Annotated in this window: 10 protein-coding genes; 4 read left to right on the top strand and 6 right to left on the bottom strand. The window is 70.4% G+C overall.

Annotation, left to right across the window (positions count from 1 at the left end):
- Positions 1 to 121: 121 nt before the first annotated feature.
- Both hrpB and AAIL17_RS06170 read left to right on the top strand, forming a co-directional pair.
- The gene (gene hrpB / locus AAIL17_RS06165) at positions 122 to 2,659 is read left to right on the top strand and encodes an ATP-dependent helicase HrpB (protein WP_424681949.1); all 2,538 of its coding nucleotides are present in this window, start codon (positions 122 to 124) and stop codon (positions 2,657 to 2,659) included.
- 74 nt (positions 2,660 to 2,733) lie between these two features.
- Positions 2,734 to 3,420 carry an ArsR/SmtB family transcription factor gene (locus tag AAIL17_RS06170; protein WP_424681950.1) on the top strand — a complete coding sequence of 229 codons (687 nt, stop codon included), beginning with the start codon at positions 2,734 to 2,736 and terminating at the stop codon, positions 3,418 to 3,420.
- A 457-nt stretch (positions 3,421 to 3,877) separates the two neighbouring features.
- On the opposite strand, the gene AAIL17_RS06175 is transcribed toward AAIL17_RS06170, so the two are convergent.
- The 6 genes from AAIL17_RS06175 to AAIL17_RS06200 all read right to left on the bottom strand — a co-directional run bounded on the left by AAIL17_RS06175 (position 3,878) and on the right by AAIL17_RS06200 (position 13,605).
- Positions 3,878 to 4,822 carry an alpha/beta fold hydrolase gene (locus AAIL17_RS06175; RefSeq protein WP_424682049.1) on the bottom strand — a complete coding sequence of 315 codons (945 nt, stop codon included), beginning with the start codon at positions 4,820 to 4,822 and terminating at the stop codon, positions 3,878 to 3,880.
- 166 nt (positions 4,823 to 4,988) lie between these two features.
- The gene (locus AAIL17_RS06180) at positions 4,989 to 6,845 is read right to left on the bottom strand and encodes a M1 family metallopeptidase (protein ID WP_424681951.1); all 1,857 of its coding nucleotides are present in this window, start codon (positions 6,843 to 6,845) and stop codon (positions 4,989 to 4,991) included.
- 605 nt (positions 6,846 to 7,450) lie between these two features.
- Positions 7,451 to 8,767 (bottom strand): amidohydrolase family protein, encoded by a 1,317-nt coding sequence (locus AAIL17_RS06185; protein ID WP_424681952.1) that lies wholly within the window; start codon positions 8,765 to 8,767, stop codon positions 7,451 to 7,453.
- Between the two features lie 113 nt (positions 8,768 to 8,880).
- On the bottom strand, positions 8,881 to 11,481 hold the full coding sequence (gene plsB / locus AAIL17_RS06190; RefSeq protein ID WP_424681953.1) for a glycerol-3-phosphate 1-O-acyltransferase PlsB: 2,601 nt from the start codon (positions 11,479 to 11,481) through the stop codon (positions 8,881 to 8,883).
- Positions 11,482 to 11,503: 22 nt separating this feature from the next.
- A complete protein-coding gene (locus tag AAIL17_RS06195; RefSeq protein WP_424681954.1) occupies positions 11,504 to 12,430 on the bottom strand; it encodes a hypothetical protein in 927 nt (308 codons plus the stop codon).
- Between the two features lie 317 nt (positions 12,431 to 12,747).
- A complete protein-coding gene (locus AAIL17_RS06200) occupies positions 12,748 to 13,605 on the bottom strand; it encodes a 5'-nucleotidase, lipoprotein e(P4) family (protein WP_424681955.1) in 858 nt (285 codons plus the stop codon).
- 112 nt (positions 13,606 to 13,717) lie between these two features.
- Here AAIL17_RS06200 and AAIL17_RS06205 point away from each other — a divergent pair, with 112 nt between their 5' ends.
- Positions 13,718 to 14,752, top strand: a complete 1,035-nt coding sequence (locus tag AAIL17_RS06205) for an AI-2E family transporter (protein ID WP_424681956.1) — start codon at positions 13,718 to 13,720, stop codon at positions 14,750 to 14,752.
- 71 nt (positions 14,753 to 14,823) lie between these two features.
- Complete coding sequence (locus AAIL17_RS06210) at positions 14,824 to 15,726, top strand: LysR family transcriptional regulator (protein WP_424681957.1); 903 nt, start codon at positions 14,824 to 14,826, stop codon at positions 15,724 to 15,726.
- The last annotated feature ends 85 nt before the right edge of the window (positions 15,727 to 15,811 follow it).

The following is a 15,811-nucleotide window of genomic DNA, read 5'->3' on the forward strand; positions in this document are numbered from 1 at the left end:
GGGGGGGGGGGGGGGGGGGGGGGGGGTGTGCCCCCCCCCCCCCCGCTACCCGAGGCGGCTTGAAGGCCACCCGCGGATACGAATGCAAGGTCATCCGCCGACGCCACTATCATCCCGGCGGATGACGCAAGCCTCACCCGTATTCCCGATCGCCCCGCTGCTCCCCGAGCTGCGCGCCACGCTCGAAACCCACCCGCGGCTGGTCCTCGAAGCCCCGCCCGGTGCCGGCAAGACCACCCAGGTGCCGCCCGCGCTGCTCGATGCGCCGTGGCTGTCCGGCCGCCGCATCGTGATGCTCGAACCACGCCGCATCGCAGCGCGCGCCGCCGCGCAGTTCATGGCGGCGCAGCGCGGCGAGGAGGTCGGGCAGACGGTCGGCTACCGTATCCGCTTCGAGTCCCGGGTGAGCGCGGCCACACGCATCGAGGTGGTCACCGAAGGCATCCTCACGCGGCTGATCCAGGATGACCCGGAGCTGTCGGGCGTCGGTGCGGTGCTGTTCGACGAATTCCACGAACGCCACCTGGCCGGCGACCTCGGCCTGGCCCTGGCGCTGGACGTGCAGGCCACGCTGCGCCCGGACCTGCGCCTCTTGGTGATGTCCGCCACGCTCGACGGCGAACGCATCGCGCGCTGGCTGGACGCACCGCGCCTGTCCAGCCCGGGCCGCAGCTTTCCCGTGCGCATCGAGCATCCGCCCGCCCGTGCGCAGGAGACGCCCGAGCATCATCTGGCCCGTGTCGCCCGCCAGGCGCTGGAGGAGAACCCCGGCGACGTGCTGGTGTTCCTGCCCGGGCGGCGCGAGATCGCACGCGCCCTGGCCCTCCTCGAGAAGTCGCTCCCCTGCTCCGGCGGGCCAGGGGACGCGGTCGAACTGGTCGCCCTGCACGGCGAACTTTCGCTCGCCGAGCAGCAGGCCGCGCTGGCGCCGGCCGAGCCGGGCACGCGCCGCGTGGTGCTGGCGACCAACGTGGCCGAATCCAGCGTGACCCTGCCCGGCATCCGCGCGGTGATCGATGCGGGCCTGGCGCGCGAGCCGCGCTTCGATCCCAACTCCGGCTTCTCGCGACTGGAAACGGTGGCCATTTCGCAGGCCTCGGCCGACCAGCGCGCCGGTCGTGCCGGCCGCGTGGTCGACGGCGCCGCCTACCGCCTGTGGCCGCAGAGCCGCCGACTGGAAGCGGCGCGCACACCGGAAGTCGCCCAGGCCGAACTCTCCGGGCTGGCGCTGGAGCTGGCCGCGTGGGGCGTCAGCGCTGCCAGCGACGCCACGCTGCGCTGGCTCGATCCTCCGCCGCCCGGCGCACTGGCGCAGGCGCGCGAACTGCTCGCCGCACTGGACGCGCTCGATGCCGACGGGCGCATCACGCCGCTGGGGCGGCGCATGCTCGAACTCGGCGCGACGCCCCGGCTGGCCGCCGCCGCGTTGCGCGCACCGCCCGAACTGCGTCCGCTCGCCGCCGACCTGCTTGCGCTGGTCGAGGCGCGCTCGCCCCTGCGCGGCGACCAGGCGCGCAGCGACGACTTCCGCGCACGGGTGGACGCGCTGCACGCCTGGCGCGATCGCCGCGCGGCCGGCGCGCGCGGCGGTTTCGACAGCGGCGCGATGGCGTCGATCGAACAGGCGTCCAAGGGCTGGCGCAGGCGCCTGGACGTCCGCACGGCCGCCAGCGGCGTGCCCGACAGCCACGCCGTCGGCGATCTGCTGCTGCACGCCTGGCCCGACCGCATCGCCCGCCGCGACGATGCCAACCCACGCCGCTACACGCTCGCCAACGGCCGCGGCGCCAGTCTGCACGAGGCCAGCGCGTTGCTCGGCGAACCATGGCTGGTGGTGCTCGACCTCAGGCTGGAGGCGCGCGACAGCCTGGTCCTCGCCGCGGCGCCGTTCGATCCGCGGCGGCTGGAGCAGGACTTCCCGCAGCACTTCCGCCGCGAGCGCACGCTGGGCTGGAACGAGGTGCGCGGGGCCGTCGAGGCGTACGAGGAACAGCGCTTCGGCGCGATCGTGCTGGAACGGCGCAGCGTACCGGTCCGGCCCGAAGATGCGCTTCCCGCATTGCTCGCCGCGATCCGCAATCGCGGCCTGGCGGCCTTGCCCTGGAGCGATGCCGCGCGACGCCTGCGCGCACGCATGCAGGCGCTGACCGGCTGGATGCCGGAACTCGGCCTGCCCGACGTGTCCGACGCAGCACTGCTCGCCTCGCTGGAGGACTGGCTCGGGCCGTACCTGCAGGGCAAGCGCAAGCTCGACGCACTCGCTGCCGACGAGCTCTCGCAGGCGCTTGCTGCGCTGTTCGATTACGAGCAGCGCCGCCAGCTCGACCAGCACGCGCCGGAAAGCCTCACCGTGCCCAGCGGGCAGGTGCGCAAGCTCGAGTACGCGCCGGGCGAGCCGCCGGTGCTGGCGGTGAAACTGCAGGAGCTGTTCGGCTTGGCCGACACTCCGCGCGTGGCCGGCGGCCGCGTGCCGGTCACGCTGCACCTGCTCTCGCCGGCCGGCCGGCCGATCCAGGTCACGCAGGACCTCAAGGGCTTCTGGGAACGCACCTATCCGGAAGTGAAAAAGGAACTGAAGGGCCGTTACCCGCGCCACCCGTGGCCGGACGATCCGTGGTCGGCCACGCCCACGCACCGGGCCAAGCCGCGAGGGACGTAGCGCGTCTGCGCCAGGCTCGCGTCCTTCGTTCGCGATCGAAACGTACCGGCGTACGCGGGCACTAGACTCTCCGCATGGCTGCCACCTCGCTCACCCCGCATCAACTGGCCGAATTCGGCGCCTTGCTCGCCGAACCGGCGCGCGCGGCGATGCTGCTCGCGCTGGTCGACGGCACCGCCCGGCCGGCCGGCGAGCTGGCGCAGGCCGCGGGCGTGGGCGCGCCCACCGCCAGCGCGCACCTGAAGCGGCTGCTCGAAGGCGGCCTGCTCGCGGTGCAGGTGCAGGGACGCCATCGCTACTACCGCCTGGCCGGCGACGAGGTGGCCGGCTGGCTGGAGGCACTCGCGCTGCCGCGCAAGCCGGTCGCACCGGCCACCGGCGACGTCGCCCTGCGCCGCGCGCGCAGCTGCTATCGCCACCTCGCCGGCCAACTCGGCGTGGCCCTGTGCGCGGGGCTGCTCGAACGCGGCCACCTGGGGACGACCAGCGAAGGCCTGGTGCTGTACCCGGCGGGCGCCGAGGCGCTGGCCGAGGCCGGCCTGGACGCGCAGGCCGCCGCGCGCCTGCCCGGACTGCGTGGACGCGGCTGCCTGGACTGGACCGAGCGCCGCCTGCACGTGGGCGGCCCGCTCGGCGTAGCGCTCACCGGCGCCCTGCTCGACGCAGGCTGGTTGCGCCGCGCATCGCACGGCCGCGCCCTGCTGCCCACCGCGGAAGGACTGCGCCGGTTCGGCCTGCTGGGAGTGCGATTGCCCGGCTGAACCAGAAGTGGGTCCGCTATTTTATCGGCATGGGGAGGCGAGGCGATGCACGGCTGGTCGCCACTTCAATGCGTTCCGGCATGTACCTCTCGCGCGCACAAACCCGTGCGCCTTCTCTTGCCTCAACTCCCGAGCGCCCGCGGTATAGCGGCGGCAGCTCCTCTAAGAGCAAGAGAGGTACTCGGCAAGGCGAGGCGGCACCTAGCTCTTATCTCTCACCGGGCTGAGTAGGCCGTTTCTTTTGGTTACTTTTCTTTGGGCCCGCAAAGAAAAGTGACCCGAGCGCCGACAGGCGATCGGAAGCCCGCCGCAGGCGAGCCCAGTCGCGGAAACGCCACGCAAGAACGACACACGAAAGCAACGTCACCACGGGCATCCCCGCGAGCCCCGGCCCCTCACCCCAGCCCTCTCCCCGGAGGGGAGAGGGAGCAGAAACCGCGCAGGGCGGTGTATCGGCTCAACGCCCCAGCACGAACCCCGTCAGCACCTGCGCGGTAGCCTCAGGCTTCTCCATCATCGGCATGTGATTGCACCCGTTGAGCACGCTGGAGCTGATCGCCGGCGCCTGGACGAGACCGTTGCGCAGGCTGTCGAGGGCGGACGGATCGACCACGCGGTCGTCGTGGCACCACAGGCCCAGCACCGGCACGGTCAACTCGCCAAGCACGCGCTGCAGGGACAGATAGTCGTCCGGCTGTCGCAGCTCGGCCATGGTGCGTTCGATGAAGGCCCGGTTCTGCCGATTGCGCTCGACGAACACGTCCTCGATCCGCCCGGGCACGTCCGGCGGCTGCAGGAAGGCGAGCTTGAGTGCGCGTTCGAAGCCGGCGCGATCGTCGTATACGAACGGGTTCCTGCCGGCCGAGATCGAGCGGTCGAAATCGTTCGGGTTGCCTTTCAGGCCGTAGGTGTCCAGCAACGCCAGCGCCGCCACGCCCTGCGGATGCCGGGCGGCATAGACGCCGGCAATGGCGCCGCCCATGGAGTGGCCGACCAGCACGAAGCGCTGCAACCGGAGCGCATCGACGAAGGCCTGCAGGCGCTGCGCCTGGGCCGGCACGCCGTAGTCGGCACCGGGGTTGCGCGAGGATTCGCCCCAGCCGGGCAGGTCCGGGATCACCACATGGAAGTGCGCGGTGAGCTGTTCGGCCAGCGGCAGCCACACGGTCTTGTCGGCGGCGAAGCCGTGCAGCAGCACCAGCGTGGGGCCTTGGCCGCCCTCGTAGTAGCTCCAGGTGGTGTCACCCGAGCGCAGCGTGTGCTCTTCCACGTTCGCGGCCATCGCCTGGCGCATCTCGTGCGCGCGCAGCAGCCACTGCGGTGCGAACAGGTAGCTGCCGCCGAGCAGGACCACCACCAGCGCGACGAGCACGCCGAGGAACTTCAGGCGGCGGAACAGCATGCGCTGCCAGAGGGGGCGGGTGGCGGGCTGGTTCATCGATGGGTCCTTCGGTGTACGGAGATCCGGCTCCTCCCCTGCGTGCAGGGAGGTTGGGAGGGGCCGCTTCCACGGAGCGAAGAGCACCCTCCAACCCCTCCCCCGCGGGCGGGGGAGGGAACAGGCGGCCTTACTTCTTGCCTTGTTTGGCCTTGCGCAGGATCGACTCGATCGCGCCCTGGGTCATCGGGTGATAGCCGTCCTTGGACTTGGCATAGGCGGCTTGCGCGTAGGCCAGTCCTTCCGGCGTGGCGGCGAAGGCCTTGTACACCGGCAGGGTGAGATACATGCGGCCGATGCGCGTCATGTGCTCGCGCGCATCCTCCCACACCGCCTTGTCGCCGGCGGCGATGGCATGGCTGTACCAGCGCATGCCGATCTCGGCGTTCGGCGTACCGGTGAGGTGCCAGGCGGCGTCGAGCTGGCGCATCTTGGAGAGCGGCGGCGCATCGGGCAGGCGGTCGAGGAAGTACATCCACTCCTGCGTGTTCCAGCCGCGGGCAGAGAGCTGGCCGGCATCCAGCGTGCCGGCGAGGAAGGCCGCGCGTTCCTTGTCGATCGCCTCGAAGCGGGCCGAGGTCGGCAGCGGCGCATCCTTGGGGATGCCCGGCTGGTAGACCCACGCCTTGGCCTCGTCCCAGGCCATCTTGCCCGGGTGCGCGTCGAACAGGTTGGCCTTCATGTCGGCCAGCATCTGCTCGGTGGTGATCGAGGTGAAGGCGTGGCGGTGGAAGTAGGCCTTCAGCCAGGTGTCGAAGGTGGCGCGGCCGAAGCGCTGCTCGAGCGTGCGCAGGAACCAGGAGCCCTTGTCGTAGGCGACGTCGGACAGCGCGTCATCCGCGCCGATGCCGCGCGGCTCGGGCGCCAGGCGCTGGGCGTTCTCGGGCATCTCGCCGATCGACTTCTGCAGCGCGCGCGCCGACAGCAGCGCCTCCTCGTCGGCCAACGCCTTGCCGTAGACGGCCTCGGTGATGCGGCCCTGCACGTAGGTGGTGAAGCCCTCGTTGAGCCAGATGTCGCGCCAGCTCGCGGCGGTCACCAGATTGCCCGACCAGGAGTGCGCCAGCTCGTGCGAAACCAGCGAGACCAGGCTCTTGTCGCCGACCAGCACGGTCGGCGTGGCGAAGGTCATGTTCGGGTTTTCCATGCCGCCGAACGGGAAGGAGGGCGGCAGCACCAGGATGTCGTAGCGGCCCCACGCGTAGGGACCGTAAAGCTGCTCGGTCGCCTCGATCAGCTTCTCGGTGTCCTCGAACTCGTGCGCCGCCTTGCCGACCACGGACGGCTCGGCGTAGACGGCCGAGCGCGGGCCGGTCTCCTTCACCGCGATGTTGCCGGCGGCGATCGCCAGCAGGTAGGACGGGATCGGGTGTGGCTGGTCGAAGCGGAAGTCGCCGTCGAGCGGGTGCTTGGCGTCGTTGATCGCGCTCATCACTACGCGCACGTCCTTCGGCGCGGTCACGTGGGCGTCGTAGGTGAAGCGGATCGCGGGCGAATCCTGCAGCGGCACCCACGAGCGGGCGTGGATGGATTCGGACTGCGAGAACATGAAGGGCAGCTTCTTGTCCGCCGTCTGCGCCGGTGTGAGCCACTGCAGGCCCGAAGCCTGCGGCGAGGTCGAATAGACGATGCGCACCTTGGCCGGGTGCGTCGGCGCCTGGATGGTGAGCTTGCTGCCCAGTTCCTTGTCGCGCGGGGCCAATGCGAACTTCAGCGCGGTGGCGCGGCCGGCGGCGTCCAGGCCCTCGACCTTCGTGATCTTCAGGTCACGCGTGTCCAGCACCAGCGCGGGCGTCTTGGGGTTCTTCCAGTCCAGGCTCAGCGTGGCGGCGCCGTCCAACGCCTTGTGCGGAAAGTCGACCGCCAGCTCCAGGTCCAGGTGGGTCACGCGCACCTCGTTGGGCTGCGCATAGGAATGCGGGTCGGCGGCAAGCGCGGACAGCGGCAGGACGAGGGCGCCGAGGGCGAGGGCGGGGATTGCACGCATGCGGACATCTCTGCGGGGGCGGAACGGCGAGTATGCCATCCGCTCGGGCGGGGGTGCCCGTGACGAAAGGGTCTGGAGCAGGCCCGTTCGTCTTCTTCTCCCGGGAGGGAAAAGAGGAAGCTGGCGGGAAAGGCGATCGGCGCCAAGTCCAGATAGAGATCGTGGCGAGCCCCGGCCCCTCACCCCAGCCCTCTCCCCGGAGGGGAGAGGGAGCAGAGCGCGGCACGCCTGTCGGCGTCGGCCTCGAAACGTTCCAGCGCCCGCGGCTCACACACGAGCCCGTACGCATCCCTCGCCTCAACTCCCGAGCGCCCGCGGTATAGCGGCGGCAGCTCCTCTAAGAGCAAGAGAGGTACTCGGCAAGGCGTAGTGGCACCTAGCTTTTTTCTCACCCCGGGCTGAGCAGGCCGTTTCTTTTGGTTACTTTTCTTTGGGCCCGCAAAGAAAAGTGACCCGAGCGCCGACAGGCGATCGGAAGCCCGCGGCAGGCGAGCCCAGTCGCGTGGAGGCCACGACCGGGAGCGAAGAAAAAACTGACACTAGAGCTTCCCGCGAGCCCCGACCCCTCACCCCAACCCTCTCCCCGAGGGGAGAGGGAGCTGAAACTAGAGCGGCTTGCCGTCCTGCTTGTAGACGGTGCCGCCCTTCATCACGAAGCTCACCCGCTGCAGCGCAGTGATGTCCTCGAGCGGATTGCCGGGCACCGCGATCACGTCCGCACGGCGGCCGGGCTGAATCTGGCCCAGTTCATCCGGCTTGTGCAGCAGTTCGGCCGCATGCGTGGTGGCGGCCTGGACGACATACATCGGCGGCATGCCCGCCTGCACCATGTACTCGAACTCCTTCGCGTTCTGCCCATGCGGATACACCGCCGCATCGGTGCCGAAGGCGATCTTCACGCCCGCCTTGTACGCGCGACCGGCGGTGGCCTGGATGATCGGACCGACCTCCTTAGCCTTGCGCGCGACCTGCGGCGGGTAGTAGCCGGGCTTGGCGGCCATCTGCTCGACGTACTTGCCGGCGATGATGGTGGGCACGTACCAGGTGCCGTGCGCCTTCATCAGCTTCATGTCGGCGTCGTCCATGAAGGTGCCGTGCTCGATCGAGTCCACGCCGCCGAGCACCGCGCGCCGGATCGCCTCGGCGCCGTGCGCATGGGCGGCCACGGTGAAGCCGTAGTCATGCGCGGCGGCGACCACCGCCTTGATCTCCTCCAGCGTCATCTGCGGGTTGTCGGCGCTGGCGCTTTCGTCCAGCACACCGCCGGAGGGCATGATCTTGATCAGGTCCACGCCGTCCTTGTAGTGCTGGCGCACCGCCTTCCAGGCATCGGCCGGGCTGTTGATGATGCCGTCCTTCGGGCCCGGGTTGCCGGCCAGGTCCTGGCGGTAGCCGTCGGTGGGATCGGCATGGCCGCCGGTGGAACCGATCGGCACGCCGGCGGTGAAGATACGCGGACCCGGCACGACGCCGGCGTCGATCGCATTGCGCAGGGCGATCGATTCGTTGGCGTTGTCGCCCAGGTTGCGCACGGTGGTGAAGCCGGCCAGCAGCGTGCGCCGGGCGTACACGGTGGAACGGATCGCGTAGTCGGCGGTGTTCCAGCGGAACTGGTCGGTGTAGCCGGTGGGGCTGGTTTCGGAGGTCAGGTGCGTATGCGCGTCGATCAGGCCGGGCAGGCAGGTCTGGCCGGCCAGTTCGACCGGCCGGCCCTCGCCGGCGGCGGGCGCGCCGGCGTGCACGGCCTGGATGCGCCCGTCGCGTATCACCACGGTGCTTTCGCCGAGCAGCTTTCCGGCCGCCGGATCGAGCAGGTGCGCGCAGTGCAGTGCGGTCGAAGGGCCGGATGCCGGCGGTTCGGCCGCGAGGGCGGGCGTGGCGATCAGTACGGCGGCGAGGGCGAGCGCGGGACGGCAGGTCATGGCGGCTTCCTCCGGCAGGGGCGGCCATCATGCCAGAGGCCCGTAGGGTGGGCTTCAGCCCACCACTCTCCTGCCGGACATCCATGGTGGGCTGAAGCCCACCCTACGGAGACTTACGCGCGAGGATCGTTCTGGTGGTGCTCGGCCTCGACGTGGCGACGATGCAGGTCCTCGCTGTCGCTGTCCTCGGGGACGTGCGTCACCGGCTTGGCCGGCGCGGCGTCCATGTCGCCGTCCACGCCGGTGATCTTCAGGATCGAGTGGCGCACCTCGCGCGCCAGGATCACCCGCGCGTCGCGCACCATGTCTTCCAGGCGGCGGTCGTAGTCCAGCTTGCCGCCCTCGTCGGTCCACACGATCTTCTGCTCGCGCAGCTTCTGGATGAAGCCGCGGAACAGCGCCTTGTCGAAGAACTCCGGCGCCGACTGCTCGTTGAGCAGCGACAACCGCTGCGCGGTGAGCGCGCAGGCGTTCTCCAGCTCGCCGGCGCTGATCGTGTGCGGGCCGTTCTTGGCCAGCGCGGCGATGGTGATGTAGTAGCGCTCGAAGGCCTGGATCAGGCTGCGCGCGATGGTCTTCATCCGGTACGCGGCGTCGTCCTGGCCGGGGCCGCGCTCGAGCACGCGGCCATCGCCGGCGGCCTCCAGCAGGCCGCGGCGCACGAAGAAGTCGATCGTGCCCTGCATCTGCGCCACGAAGCCGTCCGAATCCCACGGCAGGAACAGCTCGGCCTGGATGAACGGATAGATGATCCGGCCCAGGCGCAGCACCGAGGCGCGCGTCATGCGCCGGTTGTTGAGGAAGCAGCAGGCTACCCAGGCCGCGGTCGCGGTCAGGTGCAGCACGTTGTTGCGGAAGTACGAGAGCAGCACCGCGTTCTCGTCGTCGGCCTTCAACACGTCGCCGAGCGGGTGGCGCACGCGGCGGATCCAGCCCATCTGCTCGCCGTAGGCGATGATCGCGGGCGGGTCCATCGGCGTGACGGTGATGCGGTCGGAATAGGGCAGCTCGACCAGCAGCGCGCGGGTCAGCTCCAGCTGCGCGAGCAGGTCGTTCTCGGCCATCGCGTGCTTGGGCGTGGCCAGCAGCGCCAGTGCCAGCAGGTTGATCGGATTGACGTCGGCGGCGCGGTTGATGTTGACCTGGATGCGCTCGGCCAGATCGTCGACCGCGCGGCCGAGCCACTCGGGCTTGGCGTCCGGATCGCCGGTGGCGGCGCGCCAGTCATTGCTTGCCGCATCCAGCAGCGGCGTCAGCTCGATCGGCTCGCCGAAGTTCAGCGCCACGTGGCCGTAGCGCTGGCGCAGCACCTTCAGGCCCTTGAGTAGGCCGAGCAGGGATTCCTTCTCCTTCGGCTTGCCGGAGAGCTCGCCGATGTAGCTCTTGCCCTCCATCAGCTTCTCGTAGCCGATGTACACCGGCTGGAACAGCACCGGCCGGCGCGGCGCGCGCAGGAACGCGCGCACGGTCATCGCCAGCAGGCCGGCGCGTGGCGCCAGCAGGCGCCCGGTGCGCGAGCGGCCGCCCTCGATGAAGTACTCCATCGGCACGCCGCGGTCGATCAGCTGCGCCATGTACTCGTTGAAGATCACCGAATACAGCGCGTTGCCCTTGAAGCTGCGGCGCAGGAAGAACGCGCCGCCGCGGCGCAGGATCGGCCCGATCACCGGCAGGTTGAGGTTCACGCCGGCGGCGATGTGCGGTACCACCACGCCGGAGACGTGCAACTGGTAGGACAAGAGCAGGTAATCGGCGTGGCTGCGGTGACTGGGTACGTAGACCACTTCGTAGCCCGGCGCCGCGGCGCGCGCCTTGTCGAAGTGGTGCATGGCGATGCCGTCGTACAGCTTGTTCCAGAAGTTCGACAGCAGGAACGACACTGAGCGCACCACCGGGTGCGAGTAGTCGGCGGCGATCTCCATCACCAGCTTGTGCGCGCGGCGCCAGGCCTTGGCATAGGAGATGTGCTCCTTGGCCGCGGTGGCGCCGATCGCAGCACGCACCGGCTCGGCGTTGAGCACGGCGTCGGCGACGGTGCGCTTGTGCGACAGGTCCGGCCCGATCACCGCCGCGCGGATGCGCCGGAAGTGGGTGCGCAGCACGCGGGCGATCTTGCGCGCGAAGCGCTCCGGCTCGGCCGGCCCGGCCTCGTCCAGCACCTCGCGCAGCGACACCGGCGCGGAGAAGTGCACCACCGTGTCGCGGCCGTTGAGCAGCAGCGCGAGCAGCCGGCGGAAGCGTCCGACCACCACCCAGTTCTCGGAGAACAGCACGCGGAACCAGCCAGTGTCGCGGCTGGGCGCGCGGCCGACGTAGATCGACACCGGCACGACCTGGATGTCGCGCCCGGGGTGGCCCTCCAGCGAGCGCACCAGCTGGCCAAGCGCATCGTACGGCGCGCGCTGGCGGCTGCGGCCGAACAGCCAGCCGTCGCGCCGTGCCAGCGCGAACACCGAGCGGCGCCGGCGGGTGCCGGCCAGCGGCTGCATCGGCGGCGGCAGGCCGGCCTCGCGGCAGGCGCGTTCCAGGATCAGCGCGTCGGAGAAGCCGTCGCGCTCGATCACGTAGCACACCGGCGCGCCGGCCTTGAGCAGGCTGGCCGGTTCGGCCGGGTCGCGGCGGATGCGCACCCAGGGTTCGAGCAACTGGCCGGCCAGGCTGAACCACCAGGGTGCGCGGCTGCGGGCGGGGGAATCCGCGGTCATGTTCTGCATCGGCGGATTGTAGCGGGTGAGCTCAGCGCAGCGCCGCGACCGTACCGGGCATGGCGCTGCCCGGCGTCGTGGCGGCGCCAGCCGGGGCCGCCAGCCGCTGGTGCGCGCGGCGTACGCTCTCGATCAGGTCGCGGTCGTACCAGCGACCGTTCTGCTGCAGCAGCGTCGATTCCATCGACAACGGCCGGCCGAGCAACTGGTACTCGATGCGCACCCGTGCGTAGGGCGGGTGGTATTCCAGCGGCACCACGCGCGCCGAGGCGAGCGCCTGGTCCAGCGGCAGGCCGTACAGCGCCAGCACCTGCTCCAGGCCGCGGAACGCGGTGGCGTAGCCGTGCATGGCCTGGTCGAAATCCATCGCGCGCAGGCTCTGCGCGTCGCGCAGGCCGAGCTGGCGCGCGGTGGCCACGACCACGCCGACCGCCTGGTGCGCCTTTTCCGGATCGAACCAGGGCGCCTGCTGCGCCCACGGGGCGAGCGCATCGACCAGTGCGGTGGCGTGCTGCTTCTGCTCCTCGCCCAGGCGCGGGTCGTCCTCGATGGCCTTGCTGGCCAGCGCACGGCCGACGCCGATCAGCAGCGGCAGCTGGTCGCCATAGCGCGCCTGCGCATCGGCCAGCCAGGGCTGCAGCCGGGCATCGAGCGCAGTCTCGGCGTCCGGAGCGGCCAACTGCTGCAGCGCTGCGTCGATGCGCGCTTGCTCGGCCGCGTCCAGCGGCGTCTCGACGGCGCGCGCGCGGCTCCAGTCCTCGCGCAGCATGGCGTAGTCGTGCGGCGGCAGCGCATGCCGCCAGAACCCGACGAAGTCGCCCGCGCGGACCAGCGCAAGGGATTCGTGCACGGCCGCCTCGGGCGAGTCGCCGCCGAAGGCGACCGCGTGTTCGCGCGAATGGCAGGCGGCCAACAGGGTCAGGGCAAGCAGCAGCGACAGGCGAAGGAACGGGCGCATGGACCTCTCTGGCGATGCCCGTGAAGGGCCGGCACAAGCATGGACCGGCAAGCGTAGGTGGCCTGTGGAACCGGCGACAAGCGGATGTCTGCCTGCCAGGCAAGAAAAACCCCGCGGGCCTGGAGCCGCGCGGGGGAAGTCCGGCCGGGCCGGAAGGGAAATGGCCTTGCCCGCGGTTTGGAGGTCAGCAGGTTTCGGCGGGACAGAGCTTACGCGTCCAGGCCTCTTGAGGCAATGGTTTTGTTTTGTTTTGCAAGTTAATGATTTTGCGATATTTCACCGGGAGCAAACCTGTGCGGCTGGAGGTTTGCTCCGCATCACTCGATGCGCAGGCTCTCGATCTTGCGGGCACGGCGTTGCTGCGTTGAAAGCTGCCAGTCGTTGCCGAACAGCGCCGGCTCCCAACTGCCGTAGCTGGGGTTGGGCAGCACGAACCAGCGCCGACCGATCCAGTCCAGGTAGGGCTTCACCGCCGCCTCGCGGCCGGCCGGGGTGTTCTGCGGGATGTCCAGGAAATCGCCGAGCTGGTCGCCGAACTGCATCAGCACGCGGTAGTGCCGGCTGACCCACTGCCGCCGGCAGCCCTTGTCCGAGCCGTGCTGCTCGCAGCCCGGCACCTTCGTGCCCAGGCCCAGCAGCACGTCGAGGCCGGCCACCGGCGCGCCGACCTGTCGCAAATTGGCCAGGGTGGCCTCGTCCAGCGCCTTGTCGCGGTTGGAGATGTAGATGACCTTGACCCCACGCGCGGCGGCATAGCGGGTGAACGCCACCACGCCCGGCAGCGCGCGCGCCTTCGCCTCGCGGCACCAGGCGTCCCAGCTGACCTGATCGAACGGGACGTGCGCTTGGATCAGGCGCGCCTGGTAGGGCGAGTTGTCCAGCACCGTCTCGTCGATGTCGAGGACCACGGCCGGCGGCAGGCCGCGGGCGGACTTGACGCGGTCTGCGGGTGTGAGCGCGTCCCAGCGGCGATCGGCCAGCGCCGCGGCCAGGCGCTGCTGGGCGTCGCGGTAGGTCTGCAGGTAGATCAGGTCGTGCTCGACCGCGTTCTGCACCCAGGCCGTCGCGTTGAGGTTGTCGTCGGCCGGCACGGCGGGCGCCATCGGCCTGGGCGGCGGCGCGGTCGCGCAGCCGGCAAGCAGCAGCAGGGCGAGCAGGGCGGGGCGTCGCGTCATCGCTTGGGATCCTCGTGTACCGGACGGCCGGCCAGTGTACGCCAGCGTGCCGTGCTGGCAGCCGGTGCGGGCTGCTGCGAGACTGGGCGCCCCTCCCCCTCAAACGCCGTGCATGGCTCCCAACCCTTCCCCGCTGCGCGAACCCGCGCGCGCGATCCGCATGGCCAGCTACGTGCTGGCCGGCCTCGCGCTGCTGCTGGTGATGAAGCTGCACCTGCTCTCGGCGTTGCTGGCCGGTCTGCTGGTGTACGAGCTGGTGCAGACGATCAGCCCGCTGCTGGAGCGGCGCCTGTCCGGCCCGCGCGCCCGTGTGGTGGTGGTGGCGCTGCTGGGCGCGGTGGTGGTGGCCTTGCTGATCCTGCTGGCGCTGGGCGCGATCAGCTTCTTCCGCAGCGAGATCGGCAACCCGCAGGACCTGTGGGACAAGCAGTTGATGCCGCTGGTGCAGAAGGCGCGCGAGCAGCTGCCGGCAAGCTGGGTCGGCTGGCTTCCGGACAGCGTGGACGAACTGCGCGTGATGGCCGCCGAACTGACCCGCAAGCATGCCTCCAGCCTGCAACTGGCCGGCAAGGACACCGCACGCGGCTTCGCCCACATCATCATCGGCCTGGTGCTGGGTGCCATCGTGGCGCTGAGCCACAGCGCGCGCCCGGCGCACCTGGTCGGCCCGCTCGCGACGGCGCTGGGCCAGCGCTGCCACCGGCTGGCCGATGCGTTCCACAACATCGTGTTCGCGCAGATCAAGGTCTCGCTGATCAACACCGCGTTCACCGCGATCTTCCTGCTCGGCGTGCTGCCGGCGCTGGGCATCCACGTGCCGCTGGCCAAGACGCTGGTGGTGGTGACCTTCGTGGTGGGCTTGCTGCCGGTGATCGGCAACCTGATCTCCAACACCGCGGTGACCATCGCCGGCCTGTCCGTCTCGCTGGGCGTGGGCGTGGCCGCGCTGGTCTTCCTGATCCTGATCCACAAGCTGGAGTACTTCCTCAACGCGCGCATCGTCGGCACGCAGATCCGCTCGCGCGCGTGGGAGCTGCTGATCGCGATGCTGGTGATGGAGGCGGCCTTCGGCCTGTCCGGTCTGGTTGCCGCGCCGATCTACTACGCCTACCTCAAGAGCGAGCTGGAGGGCGAGGAGCTGCTTTGAGGCCGGCGCAGACAGCGCCGGCGATGCCTGCGTAGAATCGGCGAAGGCATCCGAGAAGGGGTGGGTCCGCGATGCGTCTGCGCCACATCGAACTGTTCCATGCCGTGCTCACCACCGGCAGCCTGACCGGTGCGGCGGACCTGCTCAACATCTCGCAGCCGGCGGCCAGCAAGGCGTTGCAGCATGCCGAGCACCAGCTCGGCTTCGCGCTGTTCAACCGCGTGCGCGGGCGGTTGCAGTTGACGCCGGAGGCGCGGCTATTGCGCCACCGCGTCGAGAAGATCGTGCAGGACCTCGACGACCTGCAGCGCCTGACCGCGAACATCGGCCGCTCGGCCAGCCATCCGCTGCGGGTGACCTGCACGCCGACGCTGGCGCAGGCGCTGGTGCCCGATGCGATCACCTCGCTGCGCAAGGCTTTCCCCGGCACCACCACGGAACTGTTCACCCAGCACTCGGCGCAGATGTGCCAGTCGCTGATGCTGCACGAGACCGACCTGGGCCTCACGCTGCAGGAGGCCTGCCATCCGGGCCTGCGCCAGGAAGCGCTGTGCCGCGGACGCGTGATGGTGATCGCGCCGCCGGGCTGGTGGCCGGAGCACGAACTGTCGTTGCCGCTGCCGGTGGCCGAGCTGGCCGGCCAGCCGATGATCGGCATCGCCGTGCAGGATGCGCTGGGCCGCCTGCTGCAGGGCCACCTCAGCCAGGTGGAACCGCCGCCGCGCACCTCGGTGTGGGTGCAGACCTACCAGCTCGCGCTGGCGCTCGCCGCGCAGGGCGAGGGGCTGGCGCTGGTCGATCCGTTCACCGCGTCGCTGGAGGCCGCCAGGACGGTGCAGAAGCGGCCGTTGAAGCTGCAGGTGGAGATCGTGCTGTACGCGGTCTACCGGCTGGACAGCCCGCTGAACCCCGTGCAGCGCCACTTCCTGGACCAGGTGCGCCAGCTCGCCGAGCAGGTGCTGGCGCCGGCCTGAGTCTGCGTTTTCCCCGGCGCCGCCAGGCGCGGCAGCCACAACTTGGGGTTATGCAACGTGCCCGTCTTTTCATTGGTGGCACGCG

The organism is Frateuria sp. YIM B11624 (assembly GCF_049727805.1).
Taxonomy (GTDB): domain Bacteria; phylum Pseudomonadota; class Gammaproteobacteria; order Xanthomonadales; family Rhodanobacteraceae; genus Frateuria_A.

Coding starts and splice junctions, on each gene's coding strand:
- AAIL17_RS06200 (WP_424681955.1), bottom strand. CDS start 13,605: ATGACGCGACGCCCCGCCCTGCTCGCCCTGCTGCTGCTTGCCGGCTGC.
- plsB (WP_424681953.1), bottom strand. CDS start 11,481: ATGCAGAACATGACCGCGGATTCCCCCGCCCGCAGCCGCGCACCCTGG.
- AAIL17_RS06180 (WP_424681951.1), bottom strand. CDS start 6,845: ATGCGTGCAATCCCCGCCCTCGCCCTCGGCGCCCTCGTCCTGCCGCTG.
- AAIL17_RS06185 (WP_424681952.1), bottom strand. CDS start 8,767: ATGACCTGCCGTCCCGCGCTCGCCCTCGCCGCCGTACTGATCGCCACG.
- AAIL17_RS06195 (WP_424681954.1), bottom strand. CDS start 12,430: ATGCGCCCGTTCCTTCGCCTGTCGCTGCTGCTTGCCCTGACCCTGTTG.
- AAIL17_RS06210 (WP_424681957.1), top strand. CDS start 14,824: ATGCGTCTGCGCCACATCGAACTGTTCCATGCCGTGCTCACCACCGGC.
- AAIL17_RS06205 (WP_424681956.1), top strand. CDS start 13,718: ATGGCTCCCAACCCTTCCCCGCTGCGCGAACCCGCGCGCGCGATCCGC.
- AAIL17_RS06170 (WP_424681950.1), top strand. CDS start 2,734: ATGGCTGCCACCTCGCTCACCCCGCATCAACTGGCCGAATTCGGCGCC.
- AAIL17_RS06175 (WP_424682049.1), bottom strand. CDS start 4,822: ATGCTGTTCCGCCGCCTGAAGTTCCTCGGCGTGCTCGTCGCGCTGGTG.
- hrpB (WP_424681949.1), top strand. CDS start 122: ATGACGCAAGCCTCACCCGTATTCCCGATCGCCCCGCTGCTCCCCGAG.